The 26,843-nt window shown below is 61.8% G+C and carries 21 protein-coding genes; 14 read left to right on the plus strand and 7 right to left on the minus strand.

The window, feature by feature from the left end:
- Positions 1-10: 10 nt before the first annotated feature.
- Together QOS90_RS19325 and QOS90_RS19330 are read right to left on the minus strand one after the other, a co-directional pair.
- Positions 11-2,617 carry a cellulase family glycosylhydrolase gene (locus tag QOS90_RS19325; protein ID WP_371918147.1) on the minus strand — a complete coding sequence of 869 codons (2,607 nt, stop codon included), beginning with the start codon at positions 2,615-2,617 and terminating at the stop codon, positions 11-13.
- Positions 2,617-4,143 carry an O-antigen ligase family protein gene (locus tag QOS90_RS19330; RefSeq protein WP_085273379.1) on the minus strand — a complete coding sequence of 509 codons (1,527 nt, stop codon included), beginning with the start codon at positions 4,141-4,143 and terminating at the stop codon, positions 2,617-2,619. Before QOS90_RS19330 ends, QOS90_RS19325 begins: the two co-directional genes overlap by 1 nt.
- A 94-nt stretch (positions 4,144-4,237) precedes the next feature.
- On the opposite strand from QOS90_RS19330, the gene QOS90_RS19335 reads away from it, so the two are divergent.
- The 11 genes from QOS90_RS19335 (at position 4,238) to QOS90_RS19385 (ending at position 16,387) form a co-directional block, all read left to right on the plus strand.
- Entirely contained in the window at positions 4,238-5,614 is a 1,377-nt protein-coding gene (locus QOS90_RS19335) for an oligosaccharide flippase family protein (RefSeq protein ID WP_027596768.1), read from the plus strand.
- Positions 5,615-5,889: 275 nt separating this feature from the next.
- Positions 5,890-7,356, plus strand: a complete 1,467-nt coding sequence (locus QOS90_RS19340; RefSeq protein ID WP_085273377.1) for an FAD-dependent oxidoreductase — start codon at positions 5,890-5,892, stop codon at positions 7,354-7,356.
- Between the two features lie 106 nt (positions 7,357-7,462).
- Positions 7,463-8,080, plus strand: coding sequence for an acyltransferase (locus QOS90_RS19345; protein WP_085273376.1), 618 nt, complete (start codon positions 7,463-7,465; stop codon positions 8,078-8,080).
- On the plus strand, positions 8,073-9,029 hold the full coding sequence (locus QOS90_RS19350; RefSeq protein WP_085273375.1) for a glycosyltransferase family 2 protein: 957 nt from the start codon (positions 8,073-8,075) through the stop codon (positions 9,027-9,029). The genes QOS90_RS19345 and QOS90_RS19350 overlap by 8 nt, the downstream gene beginning before the upstream one ends.
- 8 nt (positions 9,030-9,037) lie before the next feature.
- Positions 9,038-9,568, plus strand: a complete 531-nt coding sequence (locus QOS90_RS19355) for a serine O-acetyltransferase (RefSeq protein ID WP_085273374.1) — start codon at positions 9,038-9,040, stop codon at positions 9,566-9,568.
- 5 nt (positions 9,569-9,573) lie between these two features.
- Positions 9,574-10,551: a glycosyltransferase family 2 protein gene (locus QOS90_RS19360; protein WP_085273373.1), complete on the plus strand. Its 978-nt coding sequence runs from the start codon at positions 9,574-9,576 to the stop codon at positions 10,549-10,551.
- A gap of 7 nt (positions 10,552-10,558) precedes the next feature.
- Complete coding sequence (locus QOS90_RS19365; RefSeq protein ID WP_085273372.1) at positions 10,559-11,560, plus strand: VirK/YbjX family protein; 1,002 nt, start codon at positions 10,559-10,561, stop codon at positions 11,558-11,560.
- A gap of 49 nt (positions 11,561-11,609) precedes the next feature.
- Positions 11,610-12,812 carry a glycosyltransferase gene (locus QOS90_RS19370; protein WP_085273371.1) on the plus strand — a complete coding sequence of 401 codons (1,203 nt, stop codon included), beginning with the start codon at positions 11,610-11,612 and terminating at the stop codon, positions 12,810-12,812.
- Positions 12,809-13,996: a glycosyltransferase family 2 protein gene (locus tag QOS90_RS19375; RefSeq protein ID WP_027596776.1), complete on the plus strand. Its 1,188-nt coding sequence runs from the start codon at positions 12,809-12,811 to the stop codon at positions 13,994-13,996. The genes QOS90_RS19370 and QOS90_RS19375 overlap by 4 nt, the downstream gene beginning before the upstream one ends.
- Entirely contained in the window at positions 13,996-14,760 is a 765-nt protein-coding gene (locus QOS90_RS19380) for a WecB/TagA/CpsF family glycosyltransferase (RefSeq protein WP_027596777.1), read from the plus strand. The genes QOS90_RS19375 and QOS90_RS19380 overlap by 1 nt, the downstream gene beginning before the upstream one ends.
- 211 nt (positions 14,761-14,971) lie before the next feature.
- Entirely contained in the window at positions 14,972-16,387 is a 1,416-nt protein-coding gene (locus QOS90_RS19385) for an undecaprenyl-phosphate glucose phosphotransferase (protein WP_085273370.1), read from the plus strand.
- Between the two features lie 32 nt (positions 16,388-16,419).
- On the opposite strand, the gene QOS90_RS19390 is transcribed toward QOS90_RS19385, so the two are convergent.
- Positions 16,420-17,355 (minus strand): LysR substrate-binding domain-containing protein, encoded by a 936-nt coding sequence (locus tag QOS90_RS19390; protein ID WP_085273369.1) that lies wholly within the window; start codon positions 17,353-17,355, stop codon positions 16,420-16,422.
- A 146-nt stretch (positions 17,356-17,501) separates the two neighbouring features.
- On the opposite strand from QOS90_RS19390, the gene QOS90_RS19395 reads away from it, so the two are divergent.
- The gene (locus tag QOS90_RS19395; protein ID WP_027596780.1) at positions 17,502-18,878 is read left to right on the plus strand and encodes an L-serine ammonia-lyase; all 1,377 of its coding nucleotides are present in this window, start codon (positions 17,502-17,504) and stop codon (positions 18,876-18,878) included.
- A 141-nt stretch (positions 18,879-19,019) separates the two neighbouring features.
- On the opposite strand, the gene QOS90_RS19400 is transcribed toward QOS90_RS19395, so the two are convergent.
- From QOS90_RS19400 to QOS90_RS19415, 4 genes are all read right to left on the minus strand, one after another.
- Positions 19,020-19,697 (minus strand): DUF3313 domain-containing protein, encoded by a 678-nt coding sequence (locus QOS90_RS19400; protein WP_027596781.1) that lies wholly within the window; start codon positions 19,695-19,697, stop codon positions 19,020-19,022.
- 197 nt (positions 19,698-19,894) lie between these two features.
- Positions 19,895-21,190, minus strand: coding sequence for an NAD(P)/FAD-dependent oxidoreductase (locus QOS90_RS19405; protein ID WP_027596782.1), 1,296 nt, complete (start codon positions 21,188-21,190; stop codon positions 19,895-19,897).
- A 14-nt stretch (positions 21,191-21,204) separates the two neighbouring features.
- Positions 21,205-22,293: a polyamine ABC transporter substrate-binding protein gene (locus QOS90_RS19410; protein ID WP_027596783.1), complete on the minus strand. Its 1,089-nt coding sequence runs from the start codon at positions 22,291-22,293 to the stop codon at positions 21,205-21,207.
- Positions 22,294-22,421: 128 nt separating this feature from the next.
- Positions 22,422-23,780 (minus strand): glutamine synthetase family protein, encoded by a 1,359-nt coding sequence (locus tag QOS90_RS19415; protein WP_085273368.1) that lies wholly within the window; start codon positions 23,778-23,780, stop codon positions 22,422-22,424.
- 152 nt (positions 23,781-23,932) lie between these two features.
- On the opposite strand from QOS90_RS19415, the gene QOS90_RS19420 reads away from it, so the two are divergent.
- Both QOS90_RS19420 and QOS90_RS19425 read left to right on the plus strand, forming a co-directional pair.
- Positions 23,933-24,832, plus strand: coding sequence for a helix-turn-helix domain-containing protein (locus QOS90_RS19420; protein ID WP_027596785.1), 900 nt, complete (start codon positions 23,933-23,935; stop codon positions 24,830-24,832).
- Between the two features lie 81 nt (positions 24,833-24,913).
- A complete protein-coding gene (locus QOS90_RS19425; RefSeq protein ID WP_085273367.1) occupies positions 24,914-26,827 on the plus strand; it encodes a DEAD/DEAH box helicase in 1,914 nt (637 codons plus the stop codon).
- Positions 26,828-26,843 lie beyond the last annotated feature (16 nt).

The raw sequence follows: 26,843 nt of genomic DNA on the forward strand, positions 1-26,843 counted from the left end.
GCCAAATGCCCTATTTCAAGAACAGCCAGTTGGACATGTACTGGCCATCGAACGTGATCACATAGCGCCCGTTCTGGTACGCCACTGGCAATTCCTTGAGTTGCGCTTGTGCATCGCGCGCGAACAGTTTCAGGCCGGCCGCTGCCTTGATGGCCAGCGTGCCTTCGAAGGGCTCGACATTGAACGGTGTCTTGTCGTCGGCCTTGGGCACGGCCCGTGTGCCCAGTGAGATCAGCAGGCTGCGAGCCTGGCCCAGCGGTTTGGTATCCAGGCTCTGCACGACGACACTGGCATAAGGCGTCTTTGCCTGCACCTCGACCTGCCCAAGGTTGAGGGTTCGACCGCCCAGCCAGCCGGTCGCCGCCTGGGTCAGGGGGGTATCGATGGTGTAGAGGCCTTGTTGCCAGTTGCGCTTGAGCTCCCCGGTATCGGTTACCGACTCGGTGGCGTCAGGGGGCAGCAACGATTGGGCAGGGTCACGCAGCACTTGGGCATCGGCCGGGATGCTGCTGGGTTTCAGCCAGGGCAACTCCGGCGTCTGCGGCATGGCGATCTGCAGCCTGCCTTTTTCCATGGCGGTGCGCAGCAGCAGCGAGTTGCGCGGCGTGATGTCCTGGTTGAACAAGGTGGCGGGTGTTGGCGCGAAGACGTAACGGGTGGTGGCTTGCTGCACGTCCGCACGGCGATAGAGCAGGGCAGCCGCGGGGAGCGTGGCCAGCATGGCTGGGTCGTTGTACGCGTGCCAGTTGTCTGCCGTGCGCCAACCGCTGTTGAAGGCCTGCTGGCTGTAGGCATACTGCATCATGGCGTCCCAGCCTTGGTGGCTGGCCGTGCCCGCCACATACAGGGGCAGCGAATGGCGGTCGGGCAGGGGGAAGGGTTCAGCGTTCCATTCGGTGACCGTCAGGGGCAGGCCGACGACCTGGGCCGCGGCAATCCAGTTGATCATCCCGTCGCTGGTCAGCGGGTTCTTCTCGAGCTGGCCGATGGCGCCGTAGCTGTGCGCATCGATCACATCGCCCGAGGTCAGCGCGGGCAGCGCGCTCAGGCCATTGCCGCCCCAGGTGCTGGTGGTGGCAATGGGTACCCTGACGCCCAGCTTGCGCAGGTGCGCGATCATGTCGACATCGAATTGTCGCTCCAGATCATTCAGGAACAGCTTCGACGGGCCATGCTCCCAGGCGCGCCAGGTGCGGTCTTCAGACAGGTTATTGCGCTGGGCGAAGGCATCTGCCTGCTCCCGGTACCGCTTGGTATGTGCGGGGACTTTTTTGTCCGGCATCAGGGCGTTGCCGTAGTGCTGGGTGATGTCGTTCTCGTTGGTGATCAAAACCGCAGCAATGGCCGGGTCGTCTTTGTAGGCTAGGCCGGTGTAGGGGTTCACATGGGTCATGTACTGCTCAATAAAGCGTTTCATGGCCTTTTGAATGCTCTGGTTCACATAGGCGTAGCCTTTAAGGTCGACCCTGGGCTCGCCCTTGGCCAGCTCATCGAAATCTTCGATGTTGTCATTGGCGGTAAGGGCTCGCTGTACGTGCATGTCGAGCCAGACGTAGATGCCCTCGTCCTTGAGGCTTTTGACCCACAGGTCGATCTTGCGCAGCGACTCGGCATTGAGCTGCTGGGTATCGCGAATCAAGGTGCCGTCGCCAAACACGTTCGGGCTGACCCACGGGGAGTCGTGGTGGTGCAGCCGGACGAGGTTGAAGCCTAGTGCCGACAGGCGTTTGGCCTGTTTGATGATTTCCTCGTCTGGCGTCTTGAACAGCGAGTACGCAGACAGGTTGGTGCCCCAGAACCGCACGGGGGTGTTGTCCTCGAACGCCAGTTGCTCGCCGGAGGCCTTTACAAAGCCGCGCTTGCCTGCCGGTTTCTCGGGTGCGTTGAGAAAAGACAGGTCGACCGGCGAGGTTTGCCAGTCAAGCTGGTCGTCGGGCCACTGCGCGGGGTCTTGCAGGCCAAAGCGCTCGGTGGGGGTTGGGCCCAGCTCGATATCGCCCGTCACGTTCAACGTCGCCTTGATCTGCTGCTGGCCGGCGCTGATGGGGTCTTTGTAGAAGAACGCGCGGATCTCGGCATTGCTACCCGGTTCGAAGTACACCTTTGCCAGTGCAGGTTCGAAGCGCATCTCGATGCGCCTGCCTTGCGCATCCTTGCCCCAGGACCAGCCACGGTTGTCGGGCAACAGCACGGGCGCGCCCATCTCCCCATTGAACAGGGCCGGGTCGAACTGGAAAACGATGCCGCCGCCCATCACGTTGGTCTGCCTGCTGTGTGCGGTCAGGTCGAACGCCCAGGTCAAGGTTTGTGTTTGCGGCTTGCGGATATCCGCCGTCAGGTCGAAGTCCAACTGCTTGTTCTTGCCCTGCAGGGTGTAGCTGTAGGGCGCATTGACCTTCATGGCAGTGTAGAAGCCAGTCCAGCTCCAGTTAGCCGCCCAGAAGTCGAACTTGGCTTTCATCACCTGCCCGCCACCGCGTGTCACGCTGGGCAGGCCGTTTTGCTCTTCGACGCTAACGACCCACCCGGAGGCCCAGCCAGCCTGGGACATGACGGCCAGGCCAACGAACAGGGATACCCGCATGAAGGGGCGCAAGGGGAAACGGCTCATGGGCATCACCTGATTTGAAGGCCGGCAGCGGGAAGGTCGCTGGCCTGGCTGGAACGGAGCCTGCGCACCCGCTGTATGTAGGCCACCCCAAGCCCTGCGACCGACCAGTACACGGTGGGGATGATAGTGATGCTGCTGACGGTGAAGATGATCACCAGGATCCCCACCAGCGTCGCCAACAGCGCCCGGCCCAGTTGCCGTTGCTCGTCATCCTTGTCGGGGAACGCGCGCATGGCCTTGCGGATGCCCAGCAACACGGTGACGAAAAACGCCACGAACAGCGCGAGCCCGACCAACCCGACCCGCAGGGCCAGGCTGACGTAGGTGTTGACGATGTCGATAATGCCTTCCCCCTGAATCATCGACTGCATTTCAGGGGTGTTACGGAAGTCGAACGAACCGAACAAGGGGTTACGCTGGATCACGATCCAGGAGTTGTCGATCAAGCGTTCCCGGTAGGTGATGTTCTCTTTTTCGATATTGCCGATGAAAGGCAACAGGTCCAGCACCTTGTCGCCCCCAGGTAGCACAGTCAGCAGCGGCAGAGCCAGTACGCCGGCAAGGGCAAGCACAGTCAGGCGCTTGATGGCGCCTTTGCCCATGGCAATGAACACCACGACGATAACAACGGCGCCAATCCAGGGGCCGCGGGACAACGGCGCGAAAAGCCCGGCAGCCAGCAGCAGGGCGCCGAGCACCCGCTGCAGCTGGCTGCGCACATACCCCTGGACGAACAGGTACAGGCCGATGGCCACACTCATCACGTAGCCCAGTGCAATCGCCTGCCCGGTGGTGGCGCTGGCGCGCAATGAGCCGCCACGGCTCAGGTAGCCGGACATGCTCCACTGCACGCCCATGGCATCGATCAGGGCGTTGTACAGCAGCCAGTGGCGGACGAACTCGGCAACGCCGATCAGTGCCAGGACGAAGGATGCCAGCACGAATGCCAGCATGGCGTCCTTGAAATCGCTGATTTCCTTGAGCCCTCGGCTGGCGACGTAGTAGGGCAAGAATACATCGACATACAGGTAGAGCGCCTGGCGCAAGGTGTCGGTCAGGGTGGTTTCACGCAGGTACAGCACACTCATCAGCACCAGGCTGGCCGCCAGCAGCTTGTCGGGCCAGGTGCGGCCGAAGCGCAGGGTATCGCTTTGCCTGCTCAGGGCCAGCGCTGCCGGCAGCAGCACGCACAGCGTCAGCAGGCGAACATGGTTGAGGTCGACCAGGTAGTTGACCACGCCAAACCCAGGTATTTGCACCGAGGCCGGCGGAATCAGGAACAGCAACATGAAAAACAGCGCCATGGCATTGCGTTCGCGCCGCCCGGCGATGTACATGATCAGCCCGGCAGCGGCCACGTACACCCAGAAGCTGTGGGAGGCGAAGGCCACCAGCGTCAGGACGAACCACAGGTTACGCCGGCGCTTGAAGTCGCTGTAGGGGATGAGGTCTGTCGCCGGGCGGCGCGCCATGACAAAAACGACGCCTGCCAGAAACAGAATGACGATCAACGCACGAAAATGTTCAGGCATTGGCTAAGGACACCTTTCCCTTGGTGGGCACGGCTAGCATCATGGCTAATTGAAACTATAGTGACTTTTAGCCAATCAGTCAGAGATTGAAGTCATGCCGTCGATTGATGTGTCAGCCTCCGCGAGCCTGCGCAAGCGCGCACTGAAGGCCGGGTCATGGAACCTGGTGTCGCTGGTGGCGTCACAGGTCATGCGCCTGGGCGGCAACCTGATCATGGCCCGTTTGTTGCTGCCGGAAATGTTCGGTGTGATGGTCATCGCCACCACGGTTTCGGTACTTTTGCACTTGCTGTCCGATGTTGGCCTGCGCCAGAACATCATCCAGAGCCACCGGGGCGACGACCCCGAGTTTCTCAATACCGCCTGGACCGTCCAGATCATCCGCGGCTTCGTCCTGTTTGCCCTGACCTTGCTGCTGGCCGCCGCCTCCTGGTTCGCGCAGTTGGCCAACCTGTGGCCGGCGGACTCCACTTACGCCGCCCCCGAGCTGCCAATGGTACTGGCGGTGACCGGCCTTTCGGCCATCATCTGGGGATTCCAATCGACCAAGATAGATGTCGCCGTACGAACTTTCCAACAGAAGCGCGTGGTATTGGTGGACCTCGCCTCGCAAGTGGTCGGTTTGATCGCGATGCTGGTGATTGGTTATTTCACCCGGTCGATCTGGTCGCTGGTGATCGCCGGCCTAGTCAGTGCCCTGGCGGGCACCTTGCTGGGGCACCTGGCGCTGGAAGGGCCGAACAACCGCCTGCAGTGGGACCGAAGCGCGCTGACCGAGCTGATCGTGTTTGGCCGCTGGATACTGCTGTCGTCGATGGTCGGCGTACTGGCCATGTACGGTGACCGAATCTGGTTTGGTGCGAGCATGACAGCGGGGCAGTTGGGGGTGTACTCGATTGCCGTGCTGATCCTCGGGTCCGTGCAGACCGGGTTGCTGAAACTGGTGGGCTCGGTAGCGCTGCCCGCATTCAGCGAAGCCGCTCGGGAAGGTGACAAGGCACGCCTGAAGGCGCTGTACTACCGTTTCAGGTTGCTGGTCGACCTTGTGATGCTGTTTGCCTGCGGGGTGTTCCTGACCGCCAGCCCGTTGTTGATCGGCTGGATGTACGACGCGCGCTACACCGAGGCGGGTACGATTCTTGCGATTCTTTCGCTGTCGTTCTTCACGCTGCGCTATACCTTGGCACATCAGATATGGATTGCCCTGGGCCTGACGAAATACCAGGCCATGGACAACATCATCCGGCTAGTCTCGTTATGGGGGTTGTTGCCACTGCTGCTGGCCATTGGCGGTGTCGACTACGCAATCTGGGGGGTGGCCCTGCATACCTTCCCGACGCTGCTGTTGGTGGTCTACGTTAACTGCAAGCTGGATATCTTCAGTGTCAAACGCGAGTTGGTGGTACTGCCGATGGTGGCCGTGGGGGCACTCTGTGGGCTGTTGGCGACCCGTTTCTTCGAATGGCTGTGATGAGGCCAGAGGCGGGCGATGGTGCAATGTGGGGGCGGTCGAGTGACTGATTGTTAACACTTCATCGAGATAGGTCTGGGGATCATGGGGAAGCTTACGTTGTGTACTCCGCAGTTGGGTCGTAGGGGTTTTCTCCAGAGCTGTGTCCTGCTGGGCGTTGGCGGCGCGGTGTTTGGGGTGGCCGCAGACGTTGCACGCAAACCCGTCGAAAAACCCGGGTTCGTGGTGATCAACGGCTGGGTGTTGCCTTCTCAGTACTTCCGGAACGAGCCAGCATGATCAAGGACTATCAGCAGCAGAAAACGCTGCGTGACGACTATGATTTTTGCATCATCGGGGCCGGCCCCGCTGGCATTACCCTGGGCCTGCGGCTGGCAGCTGCGGGTTGGAACGTGCTGTTGGCCGAGGGCGGTGGGCGTGAATATTCGCCGCACTCGCAAGGGCTGTATAAGTGTGCCTCGACGGGGCTCGAACTGTACGCCGAGGAAACACGCCTGCGTTACCTGGGCGGCACGTCCAACCACTGGGCAGGGCGCTGCCGGCCGTTCACCCCTTCAGACTTCGCCGTGGCGCCACCCGGCGACTTGCCCGGCTGGCCGATCCCCTACTCGGAGATCGAGGGCTACCTGGCTGCGGCCATGGACATCGTCGATTTGCCGCCAGGCTCGGAGTTTCACGCGATGAACACCGGGCTTGCGGGTGATGACTTCGAACCCGACCGCTTCCTGCTGAGCCCCCCAACGCGCTTTGCGCAGAAGTACGCGACTGCACTGAACGAAACCCACGGGCTGGACGTATTCATCAATTGCAACTGCGTCGACCTGGAGTTCGACAAAGCGTCGGGCCATGTGGTGGCTGCGGTGGTGTCCGATTACGAACGTCATCGTCAGCGCGTGGTGGCCAGAAACTTCATCCTGGCGACGGGCGCCATCGAGAATGCCCGGCAGTTATTGAACAGTGAATCCCTGTTGGCCGCGGGTATCGTCAACAAGGAAGGGCTGACCGGGTGTTGCTTCATGGAGCACCTGAACATCGACATGGGCACGTTCATCCTGAAGTCGGACCAGGACACCCAGATGCGTCAGTACTACACCACCGACGCCTTTGTTGAGGAATACCAGGCCGGTAAAGGCAATATCACCGCTGCACTGCTCTCGGACGTGCAGACGTATGGCCGCACGGCCGAGGTCAAACACTTTCTGGAAAACCTTGCCTGTGACATGGGCGTTGCCGACAAGATCGCCTTGGTCGCCAAGTTCAGTTGCCCGGGCGACGGTGTGATCGGCACCATGATCGAGCAGTTTCCCAACCGGCAAAGCCGCATTTCATTGCTGAATGAGAAAGACGAGCTGGGGGTGGCCAAGGTCAACGTGCATTGGGCACTGAGCGAAAGTGACAGGCACACCATCAAGTGCATCGGCACCGAACTGGCCAAGCAATTTGCCGACATGGACTTGGGCTTCATCAAGCTCAACGACTTCGTCTATGACACATCGGTGCCGTTGAAGATGGCGCCACATGCCCATCACATGGGCACCACGCGCATGGCTGCGTCACCTGAGTTCGGTGTGGTCGACGCCAATTGCAAAGTGTTCGGTACCCAGAATCTCTATGTGGCGGGAAGCAGTATCTTTGCCAAGGGCGGCGCGTCCAACCCGACCATGCCGTTGTTGCAGTTTGCCGTCAGGTTGGCGGACCACCTCAATGAAAAGTTGAAATCGGCTACGGGTGCCGCGGTGTAACGCACGTTGTAAACGGGTTGAGTGCGAGGCGGTCAGCACCAAGAAGAATGAGACCGAAGTCGCCTCAGGGACAGTTCAGAATCGCTTTGATTGTGAGGCTCGCAGAATGAATGGATGGATACGGAGTGCACTGACGCGTTATGTCAACTCGACCGGGCGGGGAAGCTCGACGTACAAGAAGTTGTGTAATCCAACGGGGCGAGAGTGGGGGAGCTATCTAACCCGTTGGGGTAAGTTTCATTCGGTAGGGGCTAACTTTCATATGAACCCAGGGTGCAACGTGACCGACCCTGCGCTGGTGCGCATCGGTAACAACGTCGGCCTGTCGGATTGCACACTGATCGGCCACGACGGCGTGGTGGCATTGATCGAGCTCTGCTACGGGAAACACCTCGACTCGGTCGGCTATATCGACATCAAGGACAACTGCTTTATCGGCCATGGCGCGATTGTGATGCCCCGCGTGACCATCGGGCCCGATGCGATCGTCGCTGCCGGTGCGGTCGTCACCAAGGACGTGCTGCCGGGCACCGTGGTGGGTGGCAACCCGGCCAAATTCATCTGCACCACTGAAGCACTGATCAAGAGGGTGGAGGAGCGCTGCGAAAGTTACCCGTGGATAGAACTGGTCAAACAGCGCAAAGGTGCCTTTGACCCGACCGTGGAGCCTGCCCTTGCCGCGCAACGACGGCAGTACTTCTTCGGGGACGGTAGCAATGGATAGAAAACCCGTCGATGTGATGGTGGTCAATTTCAATACTGCGTCCTTGCTGCAGCCCATGTTCGATGCGCTGCGCCAGGCCGACAGCGAAAAGCTTGCCAGTTACCTGGTCGTCGACAATGCCTCGGTCGATGATTCTGTGGAACGCATGGCCAAGGTGTGCCCCGAGGCGCTGTTGCTGAGCAACAAGAAGAACGTCGGTTTCGGGCGCGCCAACAACCAACTGCTGGCGCACTTGAAGGGCAAATACGCACTGCTGCTGAATACCGATGCCTTCGTGGCGGCCGATTCACTGGCCAAGACCATCGAGTACATGGACAACCACCCCGAGTGCGGCGTGCTGGGCGTGCGCCTGGAGGGCCGCGATGGCGACCTGCAACCCAGTTGCCGCTACTTCCCGACACCCCTGAACGTGTTTGTCGGCCGTACCGGGCTTGGCCGTTTCTTCCCAGGCTTGAAAATGGTCGATGAGATGACCTGGGACCATGGCTCGGTACGTGAATGCGATTGGCTGCCCGGTTGTTTCTACCTGGTACGTCGCGAAGTGTTGGACCAGGTGGGCCTGTTCGATCCGCGCTACTTTCTCTATTACGAGGAGGTTGACCATTGCAAGCGGGTCAAGGAAGCGGGCTGGAAGGTCGTCTTCTATCCCCATACCACGGTGGTGCATATCGGCGGCGAAAGCTCCAAATCGGTCAGCGAACTGGAAGCGGCCAGCCGGCAGATTTCCAGCTACCAGATCGAAAGCGAACTGCTGTACTTCCGCAAGCACCACGGCGTTGCCGGGCTGGCGTTGCACATGCTGCTGGTGTGTGTGGGTGATCTGATACTGGCACTCAAGGCACTGTTGAAGGGGCGAGGCCGCGCGGCGATCCGGGCGTGCTGGCGGCACTGCCAGACTACCTGGTCGCTGTTGTTCAAGACACGGTTCGCAAGCCAACCCACACGGTAGGTGACGTCATGTTCGAGAATATCCGCGCCGACTTGCGTGCACACGGGGGTGATTGGGGCGCCCAGGGGTTTTGGGTATTGCTGGTGTATCGCTTCGGGCGCTGGCGCTATAGCGTGCGCCCGGCACTGCTGCGCAAACTGTTCTCCATCCTCTACAAGATCCTGTTCAAGTTCGTGCAGATCATCACGGGTGTTGAATTGCCCTGCGAGGTCGTGATCGGCCGCAACTTCGTCATCGACCATTTCGGCGGCATCGTAATCAGCGGTTATGCCCGCTTTGGCGATGACTGCCGGATTCGCAACGGCGTGGTGGTGGGGCTGAAGAATGTCAGCGAGCCGATTGCGCCGGTGTTCGGCAATAACGTCGATATTGGCACAGGGGCCAAGGTGCTGGGCAACATCCACATCGGCAACAACGTGGTCATCGGCGCCAACGCCGTGGTGCTGGTGGACGTGCCAGACAACGCGTTGGCGGTCGGCGTGCCTGCGACCATCAAGCTGCGCAACCCCACCGAGGCGGCGCAGTGCACGGTCGAGTGAGGCCCATGGACACAGGTATCGGCGTTGTAGTGATTGGACGCAACGAGGGCCTGCGCCTGGAGCGCTGCCTGCGCTCGTTGGCGCACGGTGCGGACCGGGTGGTGTACGTGGACTCAGGCTCCACCGACGGTTCCGTGCAGATGGCACAGGCCCAAGGGGTCGAGGTGCTGGCGCTCGACATGAGCCGGCCGTTTACCGCAGCCCGGGCCCGAAACGAGGGCTTCACCCGCCTGCAACGCCTGTTGCCGTCGATGCGCTACGTGCAGTTTGTCGACGGCGATTGCGAGGTGGATGCGGCCTGGCTGGGCAATGCCCAGGCCTTTCTTGATGCACGCCCAGACGTAGCGGTGGTGTGCGGGCGGCGCCGTGAGCGGTTCCCGCAACGCTCGGTGTACAACCTGCTGTGTGACCTGGAGTGGGACACGCCCATCGGGGAAGCCAAGGCCTGTGGGGGGGATGCGTTGATGCGCGTCGATGCCTTCACGCAAGTGAGCGGCTTTCGCCCGGACCTGATCGCCGGCGAAGAGCCGGAACTGTGCGTTCGCTTGCGCGCGAAGGGGTGGAAAATCTGGCGCCTGGCCGCTGAGATGACCTTGCACGACGCTGCCATGACGCGTTTCAGCCAGTGGTGGCGGCGCAGCTTGCGCGCCGGCCATGCCTATGCCGAGGGTGCCTTTTTGCACGGGCGAGCGCCAGAGCGCCATTGGTTGCGAGAGTCCCGCCGCGCTTGGCTCTGGGGCTTGGGCATCCCCCTGGCGATCGTGTTTGCCAGTGGCCTGCTGGGTGTGTGGGCGCTGCTGCTGTTGCTGATCTACCCGCTGCAAGCGGTGCGCCTGGCGCGTCGCGCTGGCAAGCCGACACGCGAGCGCTGGCTGCAGGCGGTGTTTTTGGTGCTCGGCAAATTCCCTGAAATGCTTGGGCAGGTAAAGTTCCTGATGAACAGGTTCTCTGCCGGCAAAGCCGTGCTGATCGAGTACAAATGAGATTCCTATGATTGCCAGATCGATAGTGAAAAGTGTGCTCACCCTGCAGCCCGGCTACTCGCTGCGGGCCTTGAACAACAAGGTCAAGCTGACGCGGCAGATCACTCGAGAGTGGCCCGCGCTGAAGGCCTTCATGCAGCGCATGTCGACAGCGCTAGGTGATGACCGATTTGCAAGGCTTGGGGTCGATTGCATTGGCGTCGTGCAGTGGCCTTACATCAGCAAGGGCTGGGAGGCGCAGGAGCGGCTCGGTGTGGTGGCGTCGCATTTTGAGGTGGTTGCCCGGCAGTTTCCCACGTTGCTGCTGCTCGGTCGCGACGAGCGCCTGACCCTGTGCGACCTGTCGGCCTATTCGAAGGGCTGCGCCCTGGTGCTGGACCGGCCGATTTGGTTCAAGCGCGAAGGGGAGCTGGTGCTGAACCTGTTCCAAGGGGATTTGCGCGTGGCATCGCTGGCGTTCAGCCTGTGCCGCCAGCACGGTGAGCTGTGCGTGTTCATCGGCGCCGTGCAGGGCATTCACAAAGGCATCGACAGCGAAACTTCGCTGAACATCTACCGTGACCTGACCAAGGACTTCGAGGGCCTGCGCCCGCGCAGCTTCCTGCTGGAGGCCTTCAAGTGCATCGCCAGAACGCTGGGGGTGGTGCGCATCTACGCAGTTGGCGATGCGCACCGGCATCATCGCCATCCTTACTTTGGCGCTGACAAGGCACACGACCTGGCCGCCCATTACGATGCCATCTGGCTGGAAAACGGCGCAACGCCTTCGGAGCGCGACGACTTCTTCAGCCTGCCGCTGGCCGCTGCCAAACGCGCCGCAGACGACATCGCGCCCAAGAAACGTGCGATGTACCGCCGCCGTCATGCCTTGCTGGATGAGGTATTCGCGCGCGTTGAAGCGGCTTTATCAGGCAGCGAGCCCGTCCATGGGCTACAAGGGATGAAGGGGGATGTGCTTGAACGTGCATCGGCAGGGAGCCCGCCGCCGGCGATCGACAGCCTGAAGTAACGGGTTGCAGTTGGTAAGGCTCATTACGCAGGCATTGATCTGGATTTATATGCGCATTGCTTACTTCATCAATCAGTACCCGAAAGTCAGCCATAGCTTCATTCGACGCGAAATTCTGGCGTTGGAGCGCCAGGGCATGGAGATCCAGCGCATTGCCTTGCGGGGTTGGGATGCCGAACTGCAGGATGACGAGGACATCGCCGAGCGGGGCAAGACCCGCTACGTGTTGCAGCACGGCCTGAAGGGGTTGTTGGCGCCCACGCTGCAGGTGCTGCGTGCCGAGCCACGACGCTTTTTCGCCACCCTGTGGTTGGCCCTGCGCCTGGGCCAGCGGGCGGACCGCGCCTGGCCCTATCACCTGGTGTACCTGGCCGAGGCCTGTCAGGTACTGCTCTGGTTGCAGGCCTTTGGCGCGAAGCATGTTCATGCGCATTTTGGCACCAACTCCACCGAGGTGGTGATGCTGGCCCATGCCCTTGGCGGGCCTGCCTACAGCTTTACCGTGCACGGGCCGGAAGAATTCGACAAACCACAGTTTCTGCACGTGGGCGAAAAAGTCCGGCGCGCCGCGTTTGTGGCGGCGGTCAGCTCGTATGGGCGCAGCCAGTTGTTCCGTTGGGTGGCGCACGAATACTGGGAGAAGGTGAAGGTCGTGCATTGCGGCCTGGAGCGCGACTTCCACGCGGTTGCCGCCGTTGCCGCACCCTCGGCGCCACGCCTGGTGTGCGTCGGGCGCCTGTGCGAGCAGAAGGGCCAACTGTTGCTGATCGAGGCGGCCCACCTGCTGGCCACCCAAGCCATTGCATTCGAGCTGGTGTTGGCGGGTGATGGCGAGATGCGCGAGCAGATCGAGGCCTTGGTCACTCGGTATGGTCTGCAGGCGCAGGTACGCATCACCGGCTGGATCAGCAGCGCCCAGGTGCGGGAGGAAATCCTCGCTGCCCGTGCGTTGGTGCTGCCGAGTTTCGCCGAAGGCCTGCCGGTGGTGATCATGGAGGCCATGGCATTGCGCCGGCCGGTGTTGACCACCTACGTGGCCGGCATCCCGGAGTTGGTGCGCCAGGGCGAAAACGGCTGGTTGTTCCCTGCTGGCACGGTAGAGGAGTTGGCTGCGGCAATGGCCGACTGCCTGTCGCAACCGGCCGACGTGTTGCAGCGCATGGGTGAAGCCGCTTACCAGCGGGTGCTGCAACGCCACGATATCGACACCGAGGCCGCCAAGCTGGCCCGCTACTTCAAGGCATCCGCATGATCAGCATCGTGGCGTGGTTATTGAGCCTGGTGGCGTTTTGCATCTTCGTGCCCGCGCTGGTGCTGTTTGCGCAGGTACTGCTGGCGTGCCTGCCGGTGCGATCACGACCTGGGGCGGATGGCAGGCGCCCGCGCGTGGCGGTGCTGGTGCCCGCGCACAACGAGGCCTTGATCATTCGGTCGACCCTGGCCAGTGTCGGCCCGCAATTGCTGGCGCATGACCGCTTGCTGGTGGTGGCGGACAACTGCACCGACGACACCGCGCAGTTGGCACGCAGCGCGGGCGCTGAGGTGGTGGAGCGCGACAACGATCTGTTGCGCGGCAAGGGTTATGCGCTGGACTTTGGTGTACGGCATCTGGCGCAGCGTCCACCCGAGGTGGTCATTATCGTTGACGCCGATTGCCAGGTGGGCGAGGGCGCCATTGACCTGCTAGCACGCCGTTGCCTCGAAACTTCACGGCCGGTGCAGGCGCTGTACCTGATGCGCGCGCCCGCCGGCGCGGGCCTGAAGGTGCAAATCGCGGAATTTGCCTGGCGGGTCAAGAACCTCGTTCGCCCGCGTGGTTGGGCACGCCTGGGCTTGCCCTGCCAGCTGATGGGCGCGGGTATGGCCTTCAGTTGGCGCGACCTGGTTGCGGTCGACCTGGCCAATGGGCACCTCGTCGAAGACTTGAAGCTTGGCCTGGACTTTTGCCGAATCGGCAAACCGCCGCTGTTTTGCCCGGATGCGCAGGTCACCAGCCAGTTTCCGCTTAGTCAGGAAGGCTTGAGCAGCCAGCGCACCCGCTGGGAGCATGGCCACCTGGGGGTGATCCTGGCCGAGGTGCCCAAGCTGCTGGTGAGCGCGGTCACTCGGCGTAACGCGCCCTTGCTGGCCATGACCCTGGACCTGCTGGTGCCGCCATTGGCGTTGCTGGTCATGGCCCTGGTAGGGGTTGCATGTGTTGCCTGGCTGGCCGCGCTGCTGTTCGGTATCACTGCACCTGCATGGGTCGCCACGGGTGCCCTGGTCATGCTGGGTGTTGCAGTTCTGCTGGCGTGGGGCCGGTTTTCTCGTGAATTGATCCCCTTTTCGGTCTTGCTTTACGCCCCGTTCTACGCCGCGAGGAAGATACCCCTGTACCTGGGGTTCTTGATCAAGCGACAGGTGGAGTGGGTGCGCTCGAAACGGGATGACAGCTAATGGGCGAATGGCAAAGCAGCTGGAAAGCGATTATCGGCAAACTTCAGACCGTGAGTGACCCTGCACACGAGCAGCGCTTGCTCGAGGCCCTGTGCCAACCTGAGGCGCCCACGGTGCTGGGTTTCGTCAACGCCCACGCCATGAACCTTGTCGCGGGCAATGCCAATTACTGCCAATCGCTGGCCTCGGCCGATGTGCTGCTGCGCGATGGTGCCGGCATGTCAATCCTGTATCGCCGCCTGGGGCTGGCTCCTGGGCTGAACATGAATGGCACGGATTTCATCCCCAAGCTGCTGGCGGCCTTCAAGGGGCGGCGGGTGGCATTCTGGGGCACTCAGGAGCCCTTCTTGAGCCGGGCCGTAGCGTGCAGTGAGGCGCGGTTTGGCGTGTTGCCGGTGTCGGTTCACGACGGGTTTGCTGAAATGGCCACCTACCTGGAGCTTGCGCGGGCAACGCAGCCAGAGCTGATCGTGCTGGGCATGGGGATGCCCAAGCAAGAAGCCGTTGCCGCTCGCCTGGCTGCCAGTGGGGGACCGTGCCTGATCGTGTGTGGCGGGGCGATTCTGGATTTTCTCGGCGGCAAGGTCAGCCGGGCACCGCAATGGCTACGGCGATTGGGCGGGGAGTGGGTCTACCGCTTGCTGAGGGAGCCCAGGCGCTTGTTCATGCGCTACGTGGTGGGCAACCCGCTGTTCCTGTTGCGCACCCTGTTGTGCACCAAGGCAATGACGCTCGAGGCCCGAAACACCCCAAGGCGCATCTGATGATTCTGCCACCTGAATCGTCTGAAACGGCCAAAAGCCAGGGCAGCGGTGATTCTGCCCGCTGCGTGGGCGGGCGACTGCTACAGTAATAGCAAGCGCCCAGGGGGGCGGCGAAGACCATTCAGTGTACAGGATCATATTTTAAAGGCTGGTATTGATTGACTGAATAAGCTGCCGGGCATTTGCTACGCGCTAATTAATGAGGTCTGAAATGGTTCTCGAACCCAGAAGCAGTCGTTCCTTACTTCAACGAAGAAGCAGCGTAAGTAACGCCATTCAGGCCGGCCTTGATGGGATTGCAGTCACCGGCGTCGCCTGGTACTTGATCTACGATCAGTTTGGTCACATTACTTCGGATTATGTGATCATGCTGCTCTTGTTGATTGGGGCGCTGGCCGTTATTTATGATCATTATGCGATCTATCGGACCAACGTTGGCTTGTCCATCAAGGCGTTCAGGTTATTCAAGGCCTGGTCAGCAACGTTTTGTTTTTTGGTGGTCATGGCGTTTTTGACCAAGCAGAGCGAAACGTATTCGCGGTTGTTGGTGGTGCAGCTGTTTGTCATTGGTTATGTCGTGCAGTTGTTTTTGCATTTTGCAGTGCGTGAACTGCAAAAACGGTTTACTGCGCACGCTCGGCTGGACAACGCACTGATTATTGGCGCCGGCGACCTGGCCAACTTCCTGCACCAGAAGATCAGCAACAACCCGTGGTTCGGTGAGCGTGTGCTGGGGTGTGTGCTGATAGACGATGTGGCTGAACAGGGCGCGCCTGATGCAAAGCAACGCCTGCCTGTGCTGGGCCACGTCGCTGACCTTGACGAGATCGTTGCCAAACATGCCATTCGCACGGTGTACTTGGTGACGCCATTAGGCGGCTCGGCGGTCATTAACGAAGTGTATTTGAAGTTGCTCGACAAGTGCATTGCAGTGAACTGGGTGCCGGATATCTTCTCGCTGCGTTTGATCAACCACAGCGTCCGCGAAATTGCCGGTATCCCGGTATTGACGTTGTCAGAAACGCCGTTGACCGGCATGAGCCTGTTCCTTAAAAACCTCGAAGATCGCGTGCTGGCAGCACTGATATTGCTGTGTGCATCGCCGGTGCTGTTGGCAGTGGCCATTGCAATCAAACTAGACAGTCGCGGCCCGGTATTTTTCAGGCAAGAACGCATGGGCTGGACCGGTGAATCGTTCCGCATCTGGAAGTTCCGCAGCATGCATGTTCACCAACCGGAAAACGGTGTGGTCAAACAGGCCCAGAAGAACGACCCGCGGCTGACCCGAGTAGGGGCTTTTATTCGCAAGACCAGCCTGGATGAACTGCCGCAGTTGTTCAATGTATTGACCGGCGAAATGTCGTTAGTGGGGCCGCGCCCGCATGCACTTCAGCACGACACGCTGTATTCGCAGGATATTGTCGACTACTTCGCGCGACACAACATCAAGCCCGGCATGACCGGCCTGGCACAGGTCAGGGGGTTCCGGGGTGAAACCAAGGACATCGAGCAGATGATCCAACGGGTCGACTCGGACATCGAGTACATCAACAACTGGTCCTTGTGGCTCGATTTCGTCATTTTGGTGCGCACGCTGAATGCTTTTACCGGCAAGCAGGCCTATTAGCCGGGGCCGACCAGCGGCCCCGTGGCAGGCACTCAACCCAACGGGTGCAATTCCCTGAACCCACGGGCCTCTTCCACCAGCCAGTCATGCACCGCGCGGGCACCCGGCTGGGTCAGCCCGCCCGGCGGGTAATGCACCACGTAGCGTTTGTGGTTGGCGATCGCCACGCCGAACGGCACGATCAGCGCCCCCCGTTCCAGTTCATCGTTGAGCAAGGTCCGCCGCGCGATTGCTACGCCAACCCCGGCAATCGCCGCTTCGATGGTCAGGTGGTTGCGGTTGAAGGTGTGGCCCCTGCGCACGTCCAGGCCACCTGCGCCAATGCCTTCCAGGTAGAACTCCCATTCAGCGTACTCCGAGGCCCCCCGCCAGGCGGTGATGTCGTGCAGCAGCGGGTAATGCGCCAGGTCAGCAGGCCCGTGCAGCGGCGGGCGACCGCGCAGCAGGGCGGGGGAACAGACGGGAAAGATCTGCTCGTCCAGCAATGGCGTCGACAGCATGCCAGGGTAACTGCCATCGTTCAGGTCGATGGCCAGGTCGAAGTCGCCCGGATGCAAGGCTTGCGCACTGTCTTCGGCCACCAGCCGCAACTCGATGTCCGGATACCGCTGTTGAAAGCGCGGCAGGCGCGGCGTCAACCATTTGGCCAGGAAGGAGGGGATCGAGCGCAGGCGCAGGGTGCCGCGGATCTCGCCGGCGTCCAGGCGCAGCAGCTCGGCCTCGATGCTGCCATAGGCCTCTGAGACTGTTTGCGCCAGGCGTTGGCCTTCAGCGCTCAGCTCAACCCCACGGGCGCGGCGCAGGAACACGCGATAGCCCAGCCGTTCTTCCAGCTGGCGCATTTGCTGGCTGACGGCGCCAGGGGTGATGTGCAGCTCTTCGGCGCAGCGGGTAAATGACAAATGCCGGGCCGCACAGGAGAACACATGCAACCAGACGAACATTTGGCCATTGAGTTGTCGTCGCATCGTTTAGTACCACTAAAGGCTTGCTTAGGAAGTTTCGTTGGTCATCCACGCGGGAGCAGGTCAGTATCGCTCAAGTTCGCAGTAGTGTTCAATTTCCCCAGAGAACCGCGCATTGGCGATTCTGCCCAACGCGGTCAGGCATTAGTATGGCTATCAGTGTTTTCGACCTCTTCAAAATCGGCATCGGCCCTTCCAGCTCTCACACCGTAGGCCCGATGCGTGCAGCGGCAACCTTTGCCCAGGCCCTGCGTGAGCGTGGCTTGCTGGCCCGGGTCTGCCGCGTCGAAGTGCGTCTGTATGGCTCGCTTTCGGCCACGGGAGTTGGCCACGCCACCGACCGTGCCTGCCTGCTTGGCCTGATGGGGCAGTGGCCCGACCGGATCGACCCGGCCACGATCGAGCCACGCATCGGCCAGGTGATGCAGGAGCAATGCCTGATGCTCGATGGCAGCCATCCCCTGGCATTCAATTACACCCGCGACATGCTGCTGCTTGAGCAAAGCCTGCCGTACCACCCGAACGCCATGAGCCTGGAAGCACTGGACGGGCAGGGCAGCCTGTTCAGCCAAACCTACTATTCGGTGGGCGGTGGTTTCATCGTCGAGCAGCAAGAAATCGATGCCCCCCAAGGCGAGGCGAATGCGGTCGAACAGCCGTATCCGTTTGCCAGTGCGGCTGAGCTGTTGGCGCTGTGCAAGGCGCACGGAATGGGCGTGGCGCAGCTGATGATGGCCAACGAATGCGTCTGGCGCCCGGAAGCCGAGGTACGCGAAGGCTTGATGCGCATCTGGGCGGCGATGCGTGAATGCGTCGACAATGGCCTGCGCAATGAGGGCATCCTGCCGGGCGGGCTCAAGGTCAAGCGCCGGGCTGCACGTTTGCACCGCAGCCTGCAGGAGTTGGGCAAACCAAACGTGATCGGCTCGACTCTGAGCGCCATGGAATGGGTCAACCTGTTTGCCCTGGCGGTCAACGAAGAAAACGCCGCTGGCGGGCGCATGGTGACAGCGCCCACCAACGGTGCGGCGGGGATCATCCCGGCCGTGCTGCACTACTACATGAAGTTCAACCCGGATGCCTGCGACGACGATGTGGTGAGGTTCCTGCTGGCGGCGGCCGCAGTCGGCATCCTGTGCAAGACCAACGCGTCGATCTCCGGTGCTGAAGTGGGTTGCCAGGGTGAAGTGGGCTCGGCGTGCTCGATGGCAGCCGCTGGCCTGGCCGAAGTGCTCGGTGCTACGCCGCCGCAACTGGAAAATGCCGCGGAAATCGCCCTGGAGCACAACCTGGGGCTGACCTGCGACCCGGTGGGTGGCCTGGTGCAGGTGCCGTGCATCGAGCGTAATGCGATTGCCGCGGTCAAGGCGATCAACGCGGTGCAAATGGCCCTGCGCGGTGATGGCGAGCATTTCATATCGCTCGATCAGGTTATCCGCACCCTGCGCGACACCGGTGCGGACATGCATTCCAACTACAAAGAAACCTCGCGCGGCGGCCTGGCCGTCGCCTTTGTCGAGTGCTGATTCGCAGCCCAAGGTTTATTCAGGGGCATTGACACGCTACCCGGCAGGAGCAGCCTTGTGCTGCGAAGAGGCCAGTGAACACATCATCAATCTTCGCTGCTGTCACTGGCCTCTTCGCAGCACAAGGCTGCTCCTACACGGTCAACGGCTCTTCTGTTTCAGTGTCAGGAAGCTCGCGCGCATGTCTTTGGCCCAGCCGTCGAGCACCGGTTTGACGTCATTGAGGGTGAGTTTCTGGGTGTCGTTCTCCAGCTCCTTACCCGCGCCCTTGCGCACTACCTGAGCGAGCACTTTCTGACTGGCACCGTCCAGGAAGGCCGCCTCTACGCCAACATCTACTTCCTGGTCACGGCCGCCCATGGCGGTATTGACGCCCGCCGAGATCAGCGCAATCGGGATGACCTCATAAGGCTTTAGGCCTTCGTTGCTGGTAGACACCGCGGTGATCGCCGGGCGTACCACGATGGTGCCTGGGCCGGGGGCTTTGGCCAGGGTCAGCACGCTGCCCAATTCACGTCGCATGGCTTCGTTGAAGTAACGGGTAATCTCCTGCAGCGTCTGCGCCGAAATGACCGCTGTCGGTTGCGGCTTGGGGTAGAACTGGCTGGGCTCGATGAACACCTGGGTGTATTGATTGACGTTGACCTTGGGGTCGATCCAGCGCATTACCGGCGCGCCGGATGGGCTCTCAGCGGGCTGCAAGCGGCTGTAGTCCTTCAGGAAACCGGAGTAGTCACTGGGGTCCACGCGGTTGCTGGAGCAGGCGGATACGGCAAGCAAGGCTGCGCACAACAAGGTGATGCGGGGCAATGATTTCATGATCGTGATGCATCCATGAGAGGTCGGCCAGAACAACGCTAGCAGGTGCAGGGCAGTTGGCCAGTGGGCAGTGTATTTCTTGGCGGTGTAGGCGGTAGGCTGCGATGGGTACGGCGGTGGATTTTTAGCGCCTTTGAGATCGAGCGCCGCCCGTGCGGCGCTCGATCTCAAAGGCGCAACAACCCTCAAGTCGAGCGCTACCCCAGCACCTCGCGCAACCGGTACCACAACATCCCCAACGCCAGCAGCGGTGAGCGCAATGCCTTGCCGCCCGGGAAGGTCAGGTGGGGTACCGCACTGAACACGTCCAGTCCTTGGCTGTGGCCCACGGCAATGCCCTCGGCCAGCAGCTTGGCTGTCCAGTGGGTCACGTTCAGCCCGTGCCCTGAATAGCCTTGGGCGTAGTAAACGTTAGGGTGCTGGTGCAGCCGCCCGACCTGCGGGAAGCGGTTGGCCGTGATGCCGATCATGCCGCCCCATTGGTAGTCGATGCGTACTTCGGCCAACTGCGGGAACACCTTGAGCACTTTCGGCCGCATGTACGCGGCGATGTCCTTGGGATCGCGCCCGGAATAGTGGCAGGCACCGCCGAACAGCAAACGACGGTCGGCAGTGAGGCGGTAGTAGTCCAGGCCGACCTTCTGGTCGCAAAGCGCCATGTTTTGGGGGATCAGGCTATTGGCGAGCGCCTCGGGCAGTGGCCGGGTGGCCACCACGTAACTGCCGGCCGGCAGCACCTTGCCGCTCAGGCGCGGCTCCAGTTCATCGAGGTGCGCGTTGCAGCCAAGCACCAGGCTCTGTGCCCTGACCTTGCCGCGGGCGGTATGCAGGGTCACGGTCGGGCCGTGCTCGATGCGTAGCACCGGGCTCTGCTCGAAAATGCGCACGCCAAGGGCTGCGGCCGCACGTGCTTCGCCCTGTACCAGGTCCAGTGGGTGCAGATGGCCCGAGCCCATGTCGACCAGGCCGCCGGCGTACTGGTCGCTGGCGACGATCTGGTGCATGTGCTCGGGGCTGACCAGGCGGGTTTCGTGGCGATAACCCAGCGCGGCCAGGTCCTCCTGTTCTGCCTTGAAGGCGGCAAACTGGGCGGGGGTGTTGGCCAGTTCGCAGAAGCCCCACCGCAGGTCGCAGGCAATGCCGTATTGCTCGATGCGCCTGGCCACCAACGCGACCGAATCGATGCCGGCCTGTTGCAGGTAGCGCACGCCGTCCTGGCCGACATAGCGGGCAAAACCACTGACGTCATGGCCGATACCGCGGATCAGTTGGCCGCCATTGCGCCCACTGGCACCCCAGCCGATCCGCCTGGCTTCCAGCACGATCACCGAAAGGCCGCGCTCGGCAAGCTCCAGTGCGGTATTGACCCCGGTCAGGCCACCGCCGACCACGCACACATCGGCGCTCAGTTCGCCGTCCAGGCTGGGGTAGGGCGCCGCGTCGCGTGCCGTGGCGGCGTAGTACGAAGCAGTGTGCAGGGTATCGAAAGGCATGGTGCGTTCTCGGCTCAACGGTTGGACTTGATCTTGCTCCAGGAGCGGGTCATCACGCGCATGATCTTGGGGCTTGGCGTGCTGGAGATGTACAGCTTGTCCAGCACTTGCTGGGGGGGATAGACCTCGGGGTTGTTCACCAGGGACGCATCCATGTAGGCCTGGGCGTCGGGGTTGGCGTTGGCATAGCCGACCGTGGCACTGACTTTGGCGATAACTTGAGGTTCGAGCAGGTAGTTGATGAACGCCAGTGCCTGGTCCGGGTTGCTGGCGTCCTTGGGGATGGCCAGCAGGTCGAACCACAGGTTGCTGCCTTCCTTGGGAATGCTGTAGGCAACCTTGACGCCGTTCTTGGCTTCCACTGCGCGGTTGGCAGCCTGGAACACGTCGCCGGAGTAGCCGAAGGCCACGCAGACATCGCCGTTGGCCAGGTCCGAGACATATTTGGAAGAATGGAAGTAGGTGATGTAGGGCCGCAGTTCGAGCAGGCGGGCTTCAGCCTTGGCATAGTCTTCGGGCTTTTCGCTGCGTGGGTCCATGCCCAGGTAGTTGAGAATGGCCGGGAACAGCTCGTCGGGCGAATCCATGAAGGCCACGCCACACTGCTTGAGTTTTTTCAGGTTCTCGGGCTCGAACAGCACCGCCCAGGAGTCGATGTGGTCCACGCCCAGCGCGGCCTTGACCTTGTCGACGTTGTAGCCGATGCCATTGGTGCCCCACAGGTAGGGCACCGCGTACTGGTTGCCGGGGTCGTTCTGCTCAAGCTGTTTGAGCAGTTTAGGGTCCAGGTGCTTCCAGTTGGGTAGCTTGCTGCGGTCCAGCGGCAAAAACGCTCCGGCCTGGGCCTGGCGGGCGAGGAAGTGGTTCGAGGGCACGACCACATCGTAGCCAGTGCGGCCGGCCAGCAGCTTGCCCTCCAGGGTTTCGTTGGAATCGAACACGTCATAGACCACCTTGATCCCACTGCTGGCCTGGAAGTCGGCCAGTGTCGTGTCACCGATGTAGTCGGTCCAGTTGTACACGCTGACGGTCGGAGCGGCCTGGGCAGCTGCGCCGAACAGTAAGGTGAATGCAGCGGGAACCAGGGATTGCAGATGACGCATGTCGACACCTCGTTGGTCTTGTTCTTGGGTTCGGTGTATCGGGGGCTGCGTTGCAGCCCTTTCGCGACGCAAGGCCGCCCCACAGGAAAGCGTGGCCTTGCGTCATCGCACGGGCAGTGCCCTTGGGTTTAAACGCTGAGCATCAGGAATTCACGTTCCCAGGAACTGATCACCCGTTTGTAGTTCTCGTGCTCGGCACGCTTGACCGCTACATAGCCTTGGACGAACTGCTTGCCCAAGTACTGCTGCACGGTTTCGCAGTCTTCCATGTGCTGCAGGGCATCCTCGATGGTGATGGGCAGGCGCAGGTTGCGTCGCTCATAAGCCCGGCCCTGCACCGGCGCACTCGGGTTGATCTTCTCGACCATGCCCAGGTAGCCACACAGCAGGCTGGCAGCAATGGCCAGGTAAGGGTTGGCATCGGCGCCCGGCAGGCGGTTTTCCACGCGCATTGCATCGGGGCTGGAGGTTGGCACACGCAGGCCGGCGGTGCGGTTTTCTTCACCCCACTCGACGTTGACCGGTGCTGACGTATCCGGCAAGAAGCGGCGGAACGAGTTGACGTTAGGTGCGAACATCGGCAGCAGCTTAGGGATGTACTTCTGCAGCCCGCCGATGTGGTGCAGGAACAGCTCGCTCATGCTGTCGTCTTCATTGGCGAACACCGGCTTGCCGGTCGCGATGTCGACCACGCTCTGGTGCAGGTGCATGGCACTGCCAGGTTCGTCAGTGATCGGCTTGGCCATGAAGGTGGCCGCCACGTTGTGCTTGAGCGCGGCTTCGCGCATGGTGCGCTTGAACACGGTGATCTGGTCGGCCAGGTCCAGGGCGTCGCCGTGGCGGAAGTTGATCTCCATCTGCGCCGGGCCGTCTTCATGGATCAGGGTGTCCAGGTCAAGGCCCTGCAGTTCGCACCAGTCATAGACGTCTTCGAACAGCGGGTCGAATTCGTTGGCGGCATCGATCGAAAACGACTGGCGACCGCTTTCTGCGCGGCCCGAGCGCCCCAGGGGTACCTGCAGCGGCAGGTCTGGGTCTTCGCAACGCTTGGTCAGGTAGAACTCCATCTCCGGTGCGACAATCGGCTGCCAGCCTTTGTCGGCGTACAGCTTCAGCACCTTCTTCAACACGTTGCGCGGCGACAGCTCGATCGGGTTGCCTTGCTTGTCGAAGGTGTCGTGAATCACGATCGCGGTCGGCTCGATTGCCCAGGGGATCTGGTACACCGCAGTCGGGTCAGGGCGGCAGACCATGTCGATGTCGGCGGCATCGAGCAGGCTGTAGTAGATGTCGTCGTCAACGTAGTCGCCGGTGACCGTCTGCAACAGCACGCTCTCGGGCAGACGCATGCCACGCTCGTGCAGGAATTTGGCGGTCGGTGCGATCTTGCCGCGGGCGATGCCGGTCAGGTCGCTGATCACGCATTCGACTTCGGTGATCCGGTGTTCTTTCAGCCACGTGGACAGCTGATCGAAGGGGGCGTTCATACAGACCTCTTGGTTGGGTTTTTGTGTGCGCGGCGGGAGCGGGTGGCTTCCCAGGTGACGCGCTGGAGACTATCTTGGTCGCAGCCCCCTGGGGCGATCTATCCACTTTCTCCGATAATCAATGCACCAAAAGAGTGCATACAGGACAATGCGTGACAACGCTCAACGCCTTGCAGGTTCAGGCTTTCCACACCACCGACGTCACCGAGCAGGTGCGTGCCACCCCTGGCTGGCAACAGCAATACCGGCAAATGTCGCCCGGGCATTTCAGCGGCGAACTGCGTTGCCTGGGGCTCGATGGCGTGGAGGTTTATGAAGAGCGGCTCAATACCCGTGTCGAGCAGTTCTTTCGCCCCCCCAGTGGATCGCTGGCGTTCTGTTTCGACCGCAGCGAAAACAGCCTGTACCTGCTCAACGAGCAGAGCCGCAATATCTGGATCACCCCGGAGAACTACGAAGAGGTGGCCGTGGTGTTCGACCAGGCGTTTCTGGCCCGTCATGGCCTGGATACGCAGCGCCTGGAAGGCTTGTTCATGGTGCCATTGGGCAGTGGCCAGAACGCCTTGTTCGGCAGTTGGCTGAGCGCCACCCTGACCCGTCTGGGCAACGCCGATTGCCCGCTGCAGGGGCAGGCGCTGGCGGAGCAGTTGCTGGAAGACTGCCTGTTCATCCTCGACAGTGCCTGCCAGCGGCTGGACAGCGGTGCGCTGGGCAGGCGCAGTGAAGAGCGCTCGATCATGCGGCGGGTCAGTGAATGGGCGGCGGATTGCCCCGAAGAAACCCTCAACCTGGTGGCACTGGCTGACGTGGCCGGCGTTTCGCTGCGCCAGTTGCAGCAGGCGTTCAAGGCCTTTACCGGTATGCCGCCGGGGACCTGGCTGCGGTTACGCCGGCTAAACGGTGCGCGACGGGACTTGTTGCGCGGTGGCGAGGTAACGGTAGCGGAAGTCGCCATGCGCTGGTCGTTCTGGCACCTGGGGCGGTTTTCCGAGAGTTACCGGCAGCTGTTCAAGGAGTTGCCAAGCGAGACCCTGAAGCGGGGCAGGGGCTGAGGGCCGGCAGCCAGCACATTGAACCCAGCACCCCCCACGGAAAGTTGCTATCGTGCCGACCTGTTTCCACCCGAGGTCCCGATGTTCTACCTGCCATTGCCCAGCGACCAAGCCGACCGCCTTGCCAGCGAACCCACCGCCAGCGATTTTTTCCCGACTGCCAGTTTGCTGGAGGCCGCAGCGGTGCTGTTCGTGCAAAACCTGCCACGCCAGCCCGCCACTGCAACGGCCGACGCTCAGGAGCGGCGCTTTGCCGAAATCGTGCGCATCGCCAACGAGGTCGAAACGGCCGCGCCGGGGCGCTTTCAAGGCCAGGTGGCGCAGCACTTCGACCGCGAGGCATTCGCCATGGGCCTTGGCATGCTGGGTGAGAATGGCATCGGTTTGCTGTCCGTCGAGGTCAAATACGACGTCGAGGACCTGCACGATGACCAAGGCCAGTGGAGTTTCCAATTTGCCGATACCTACCGCCAACAGGTCACGCCGCTGCACCCGGTCTATTTGCCATCGCTGGCCAGCGACCTGCTGCTGAGCGATCAACAAAACCGCCTGCTGCGCGAGTTTCTGTCAGGTGTTGACGAGTCGGTGGCGGTGCAAGGCTTTGCCGGCACCGGCAAGACGTTCCTGATCCACCAGTTCGCCCGTTTGCTCGACCCTCAGCGCACGCTGCTGCTGGCCTTGACCGAGGGCCAGTTGCGCGCGTTGCAGGCACGCGTCAAGGACGCCCAAGCCTACACCGCACTGACCTTCGGCCAACTGGCAGACGAGCTTCTCAACCGAGACCTCACCAGCAACGGTTGGCGCTTGCGTGATCCGTACCGCACCAAATTGTCCTGGCGCCCGCAGGAGGCGCAGGTGGTGAAGTGGCTGAATATCCCCGATATCGGCCCGCTCGCGGCCCGCGACGTGGTTGCCTTGTGCATCAAGGCCGTGCGCAGTTTCTGCCGCAGCGGCGATGCAGAGGTCCAGCTGCAGCATTTGCCCTGGGCCGGGCCGGGCACCTCGCCACTGGACCAGGAAGTGCTGCTGGAAAAGGCCCGGCTGTACTGGCAGGAGCTGATTCGTCCCTCAGCGCGGGAGATTCAACTGCCGGTGCGTGATTACCACCGGGTCAAACTGCTGTCGCTGACCGCTGACATGATCGACAGTCGGTACACCCACGTCATCGTCGACGAGGCCCACGAGCTGTCGGCACCGATGCTCGCCGTGCTGGACCGCAGCCCGCAGTCGATCATCACCCTGGGCGACGAGCTGCAGAACCTCAATGGCCTGAGCCCGCACCACGGTGGCTTCATCCGCCAGCGTTACATCGACCATTCGCTGCGCGCCGGGCCTGCCATGGATAACGTCCTCAACCCGCTGATCCAGGCGCACCCGGCCAAGATCCAGGCGGCATTCAGCGGCAGTGCCGAGCACTACACCCGGGTCAGTTTCTTCGACACGGTCACGGTGCCAGAGCAGCCCACGGCACTGATCGTCGATGACGAGTGGGGCCTGTTTGGCTGGTTCCAGCGCCTCACGCACCAAGGGGTGCCGTTCGTGTTGTTGAAGAGTGCGCGCAAGGATTTCGAGCTGTTCGTCGAAGATTGCATCGAGCTGTACCGCCACGGCACCCGGCCGCGTCACCCCATGCTGTTCCGCTACGCCAGCTGGCAAGCGCTGGAGCAGGACAAGGGCGACGACAAAGCCTTCGTGGCGGTCGCCAACATGCTGCGCAAGGGCTATACGCCAGAGCATTTCGCCAAGGCCAAGAGCCGTTATCGCTGGGACAAGGCGCCCAAGCTGTTCCTGGGGCGGGTGCGGGACGTGAAGAACATGGAATTCGCCCGGGTGATGGTGTCACCGGAGCTGATGGTCGCGCCCGTGGCGGCGGGCAATCGCAACGAACGGGCGCGGATGCTGGCGGGCCTGTATACCGCCTGTTCGCGGGCACGGCATGAACTGATCGTGCCGGGGGGGATGCTGGACTGGGTGAAGGACCAGGTCAGGGACTGAGGACATCGGGGCCGCC

This window comes from Pseudomonas sp. LAIL14HWK12:I10 (genome assembly GCF_900184205.1).
Taxonomy (GTDB): domain Bacteria; phylum Pseudomonadota; class Gammaproteobacteria; order Pseudomonadales; family Pseudomonadaceae; genus Aquipseudomonas; species Aquipseudomonas kermanshahensis.

Excerpts from the sequence above, each read along its gene's own strand:
- QOS90_RS19360 (WP_085273373.1), top strand. The coding sequence starts at position 9,574 with ATGGACACAGGTATCGGCGTTGTAGTGATTGGACGCAACGAGGGCCTG.
- QOS90_RS19325 (WP_371918147.1), bottom strand. The coding sequence starts at position 2,617 with ATGCCCATGAGCCGTTTCCCCTTGCGCCCCTTCATGCGGGTATCCCTG.
- QOS90_RS19400 (WP_027596781.1), bottom strand. The coding sequence starts at position 19,697 with ATGAAATCATTGCCCCGCATCACCTTGTTGTGCGCAGCCTTGCTTGCC.
- QOS90_RS19335 (WP_027596768.1), top strand. The coding sequence starts at position 4,238 with ATGCCGTCGATTGATGTGTCAGCCTCCGCGAGCCTGCGCAAGCGCGCA.
- QOS90_RS19350 (WP_085273375.1), top strand. The coding sequence starts at position 8,073 with ATGGATAGAAAACCCGTCGATGTGATGGTGGTCAATTTCAATACTGCG.
- QOS90_RS19405 (WP_027596782.1), bottom strand. The coding sequence starts at position 21,190 with ATGCCTTTCGATACCCTGCACACTGCTTCGTACTACGCCGCCACGGCA.
- QOS90_RS19385 (WP_085273370.1), top strand. The coding sequence starts at position 14,972 with ATGGTTCTCGAACCCAGAAGCAGTCGTTCCTTACTTCAACGAAGAAGC.
- QOS90_RS19390 (WP_085273369.1), bottom strand. The coding sequence starts at position 17,355 with ATGCGACGACAACTCAATGGCCAAATGTTCGTCTGGTTGCATGTGTTC.
- QOS90_RS19345 (WP_085273376.1), top strand. The coding sequence starts at position 7,463 with ATGAATGGATGGATACGGAGTGCACTGACGCGTTATGTCAACTCGACC.
- QOS90_RS19370 (WP_085273371.1), top strand. The coding sequence starts at position 11,610 with ATGCGCATTGCTTACTTCATCAATCAGTACCCGAAAGTCAGCCATAGC.
- QOS90_RS19380 (WP_027596777.1), top strand. The coding sequence starts at position 13,996 with ATGGGCGAATGGCAAAGCAGCTGGAAAGCGATTATCGGCAAACTTCAG.
- QOS90_RS19425 (WP_085273367.1), top strand. The coding sequence starts at position 24,914 with ATGTTCTACCTGCCATTGCCCAGCGACCAAGCCGACCGCCTTGCCAGC.
- QOS90_RS19415 (WP_085273368.1), bottom strand. The coding sequence starts at position 23,780 with ATGAACGCCCCCTTCGATCAGCTGTCCACGTGGCTGAAAGAACACCGG.
- QOS90_RS19355 (WP_085273374.1), top strand. The coding sequence starts at position 9,038 with ATGTTCGAGAATATCCGCGCCGACTTGCGTGCACACGGGGGTGATTGG.
- QOS90_RS19365 (WP_085273372.1), top strand. The coding sequence starts at position 10,559 with ATGATTGCCAGATCGATAGTGAAAAGTGTGCTCACCCTGCAGCCCGGC.
- QOS90_RS19375 (WP_027596776.1), top strand. The coding sequence starts at position 12,809 with ATGATCAGCATCGTGGCGTGGTTATTGAGCCTGGTGGCGTTTTGCATC.
- QOS90_RS19395 (WP_027596780.1), top strand. The coding sequence starts at position 17,502 with ATGGCTATCAGTGTTTTCGACCTCTTCAAAATCGGCATCGGCCCTTCC.
- QOS90_RS19330 (WP_085273379.1), bottom strand. The coding sequence starts at position 4,143 with ATGCCTGAACATTTTCGTGCGTTGATCGTCATTCTGTTTCTGGCAGGC.
- QOS90_RS19340 (WP_085273377.1), top strand. The coding sequence starts at position 5,890 with ATGATCAAGGACTATCAGCAGCAGAAAACGCTGCGTGACGACTATGAT.
- QOS90_RS19410 (WP_027596783.1), bottom strand. The coding sequence starts at position 22,293 with ATGCGTCATCTGCAATCCCTGGTTCCCGCTGCATTCACCTTACTGTTC.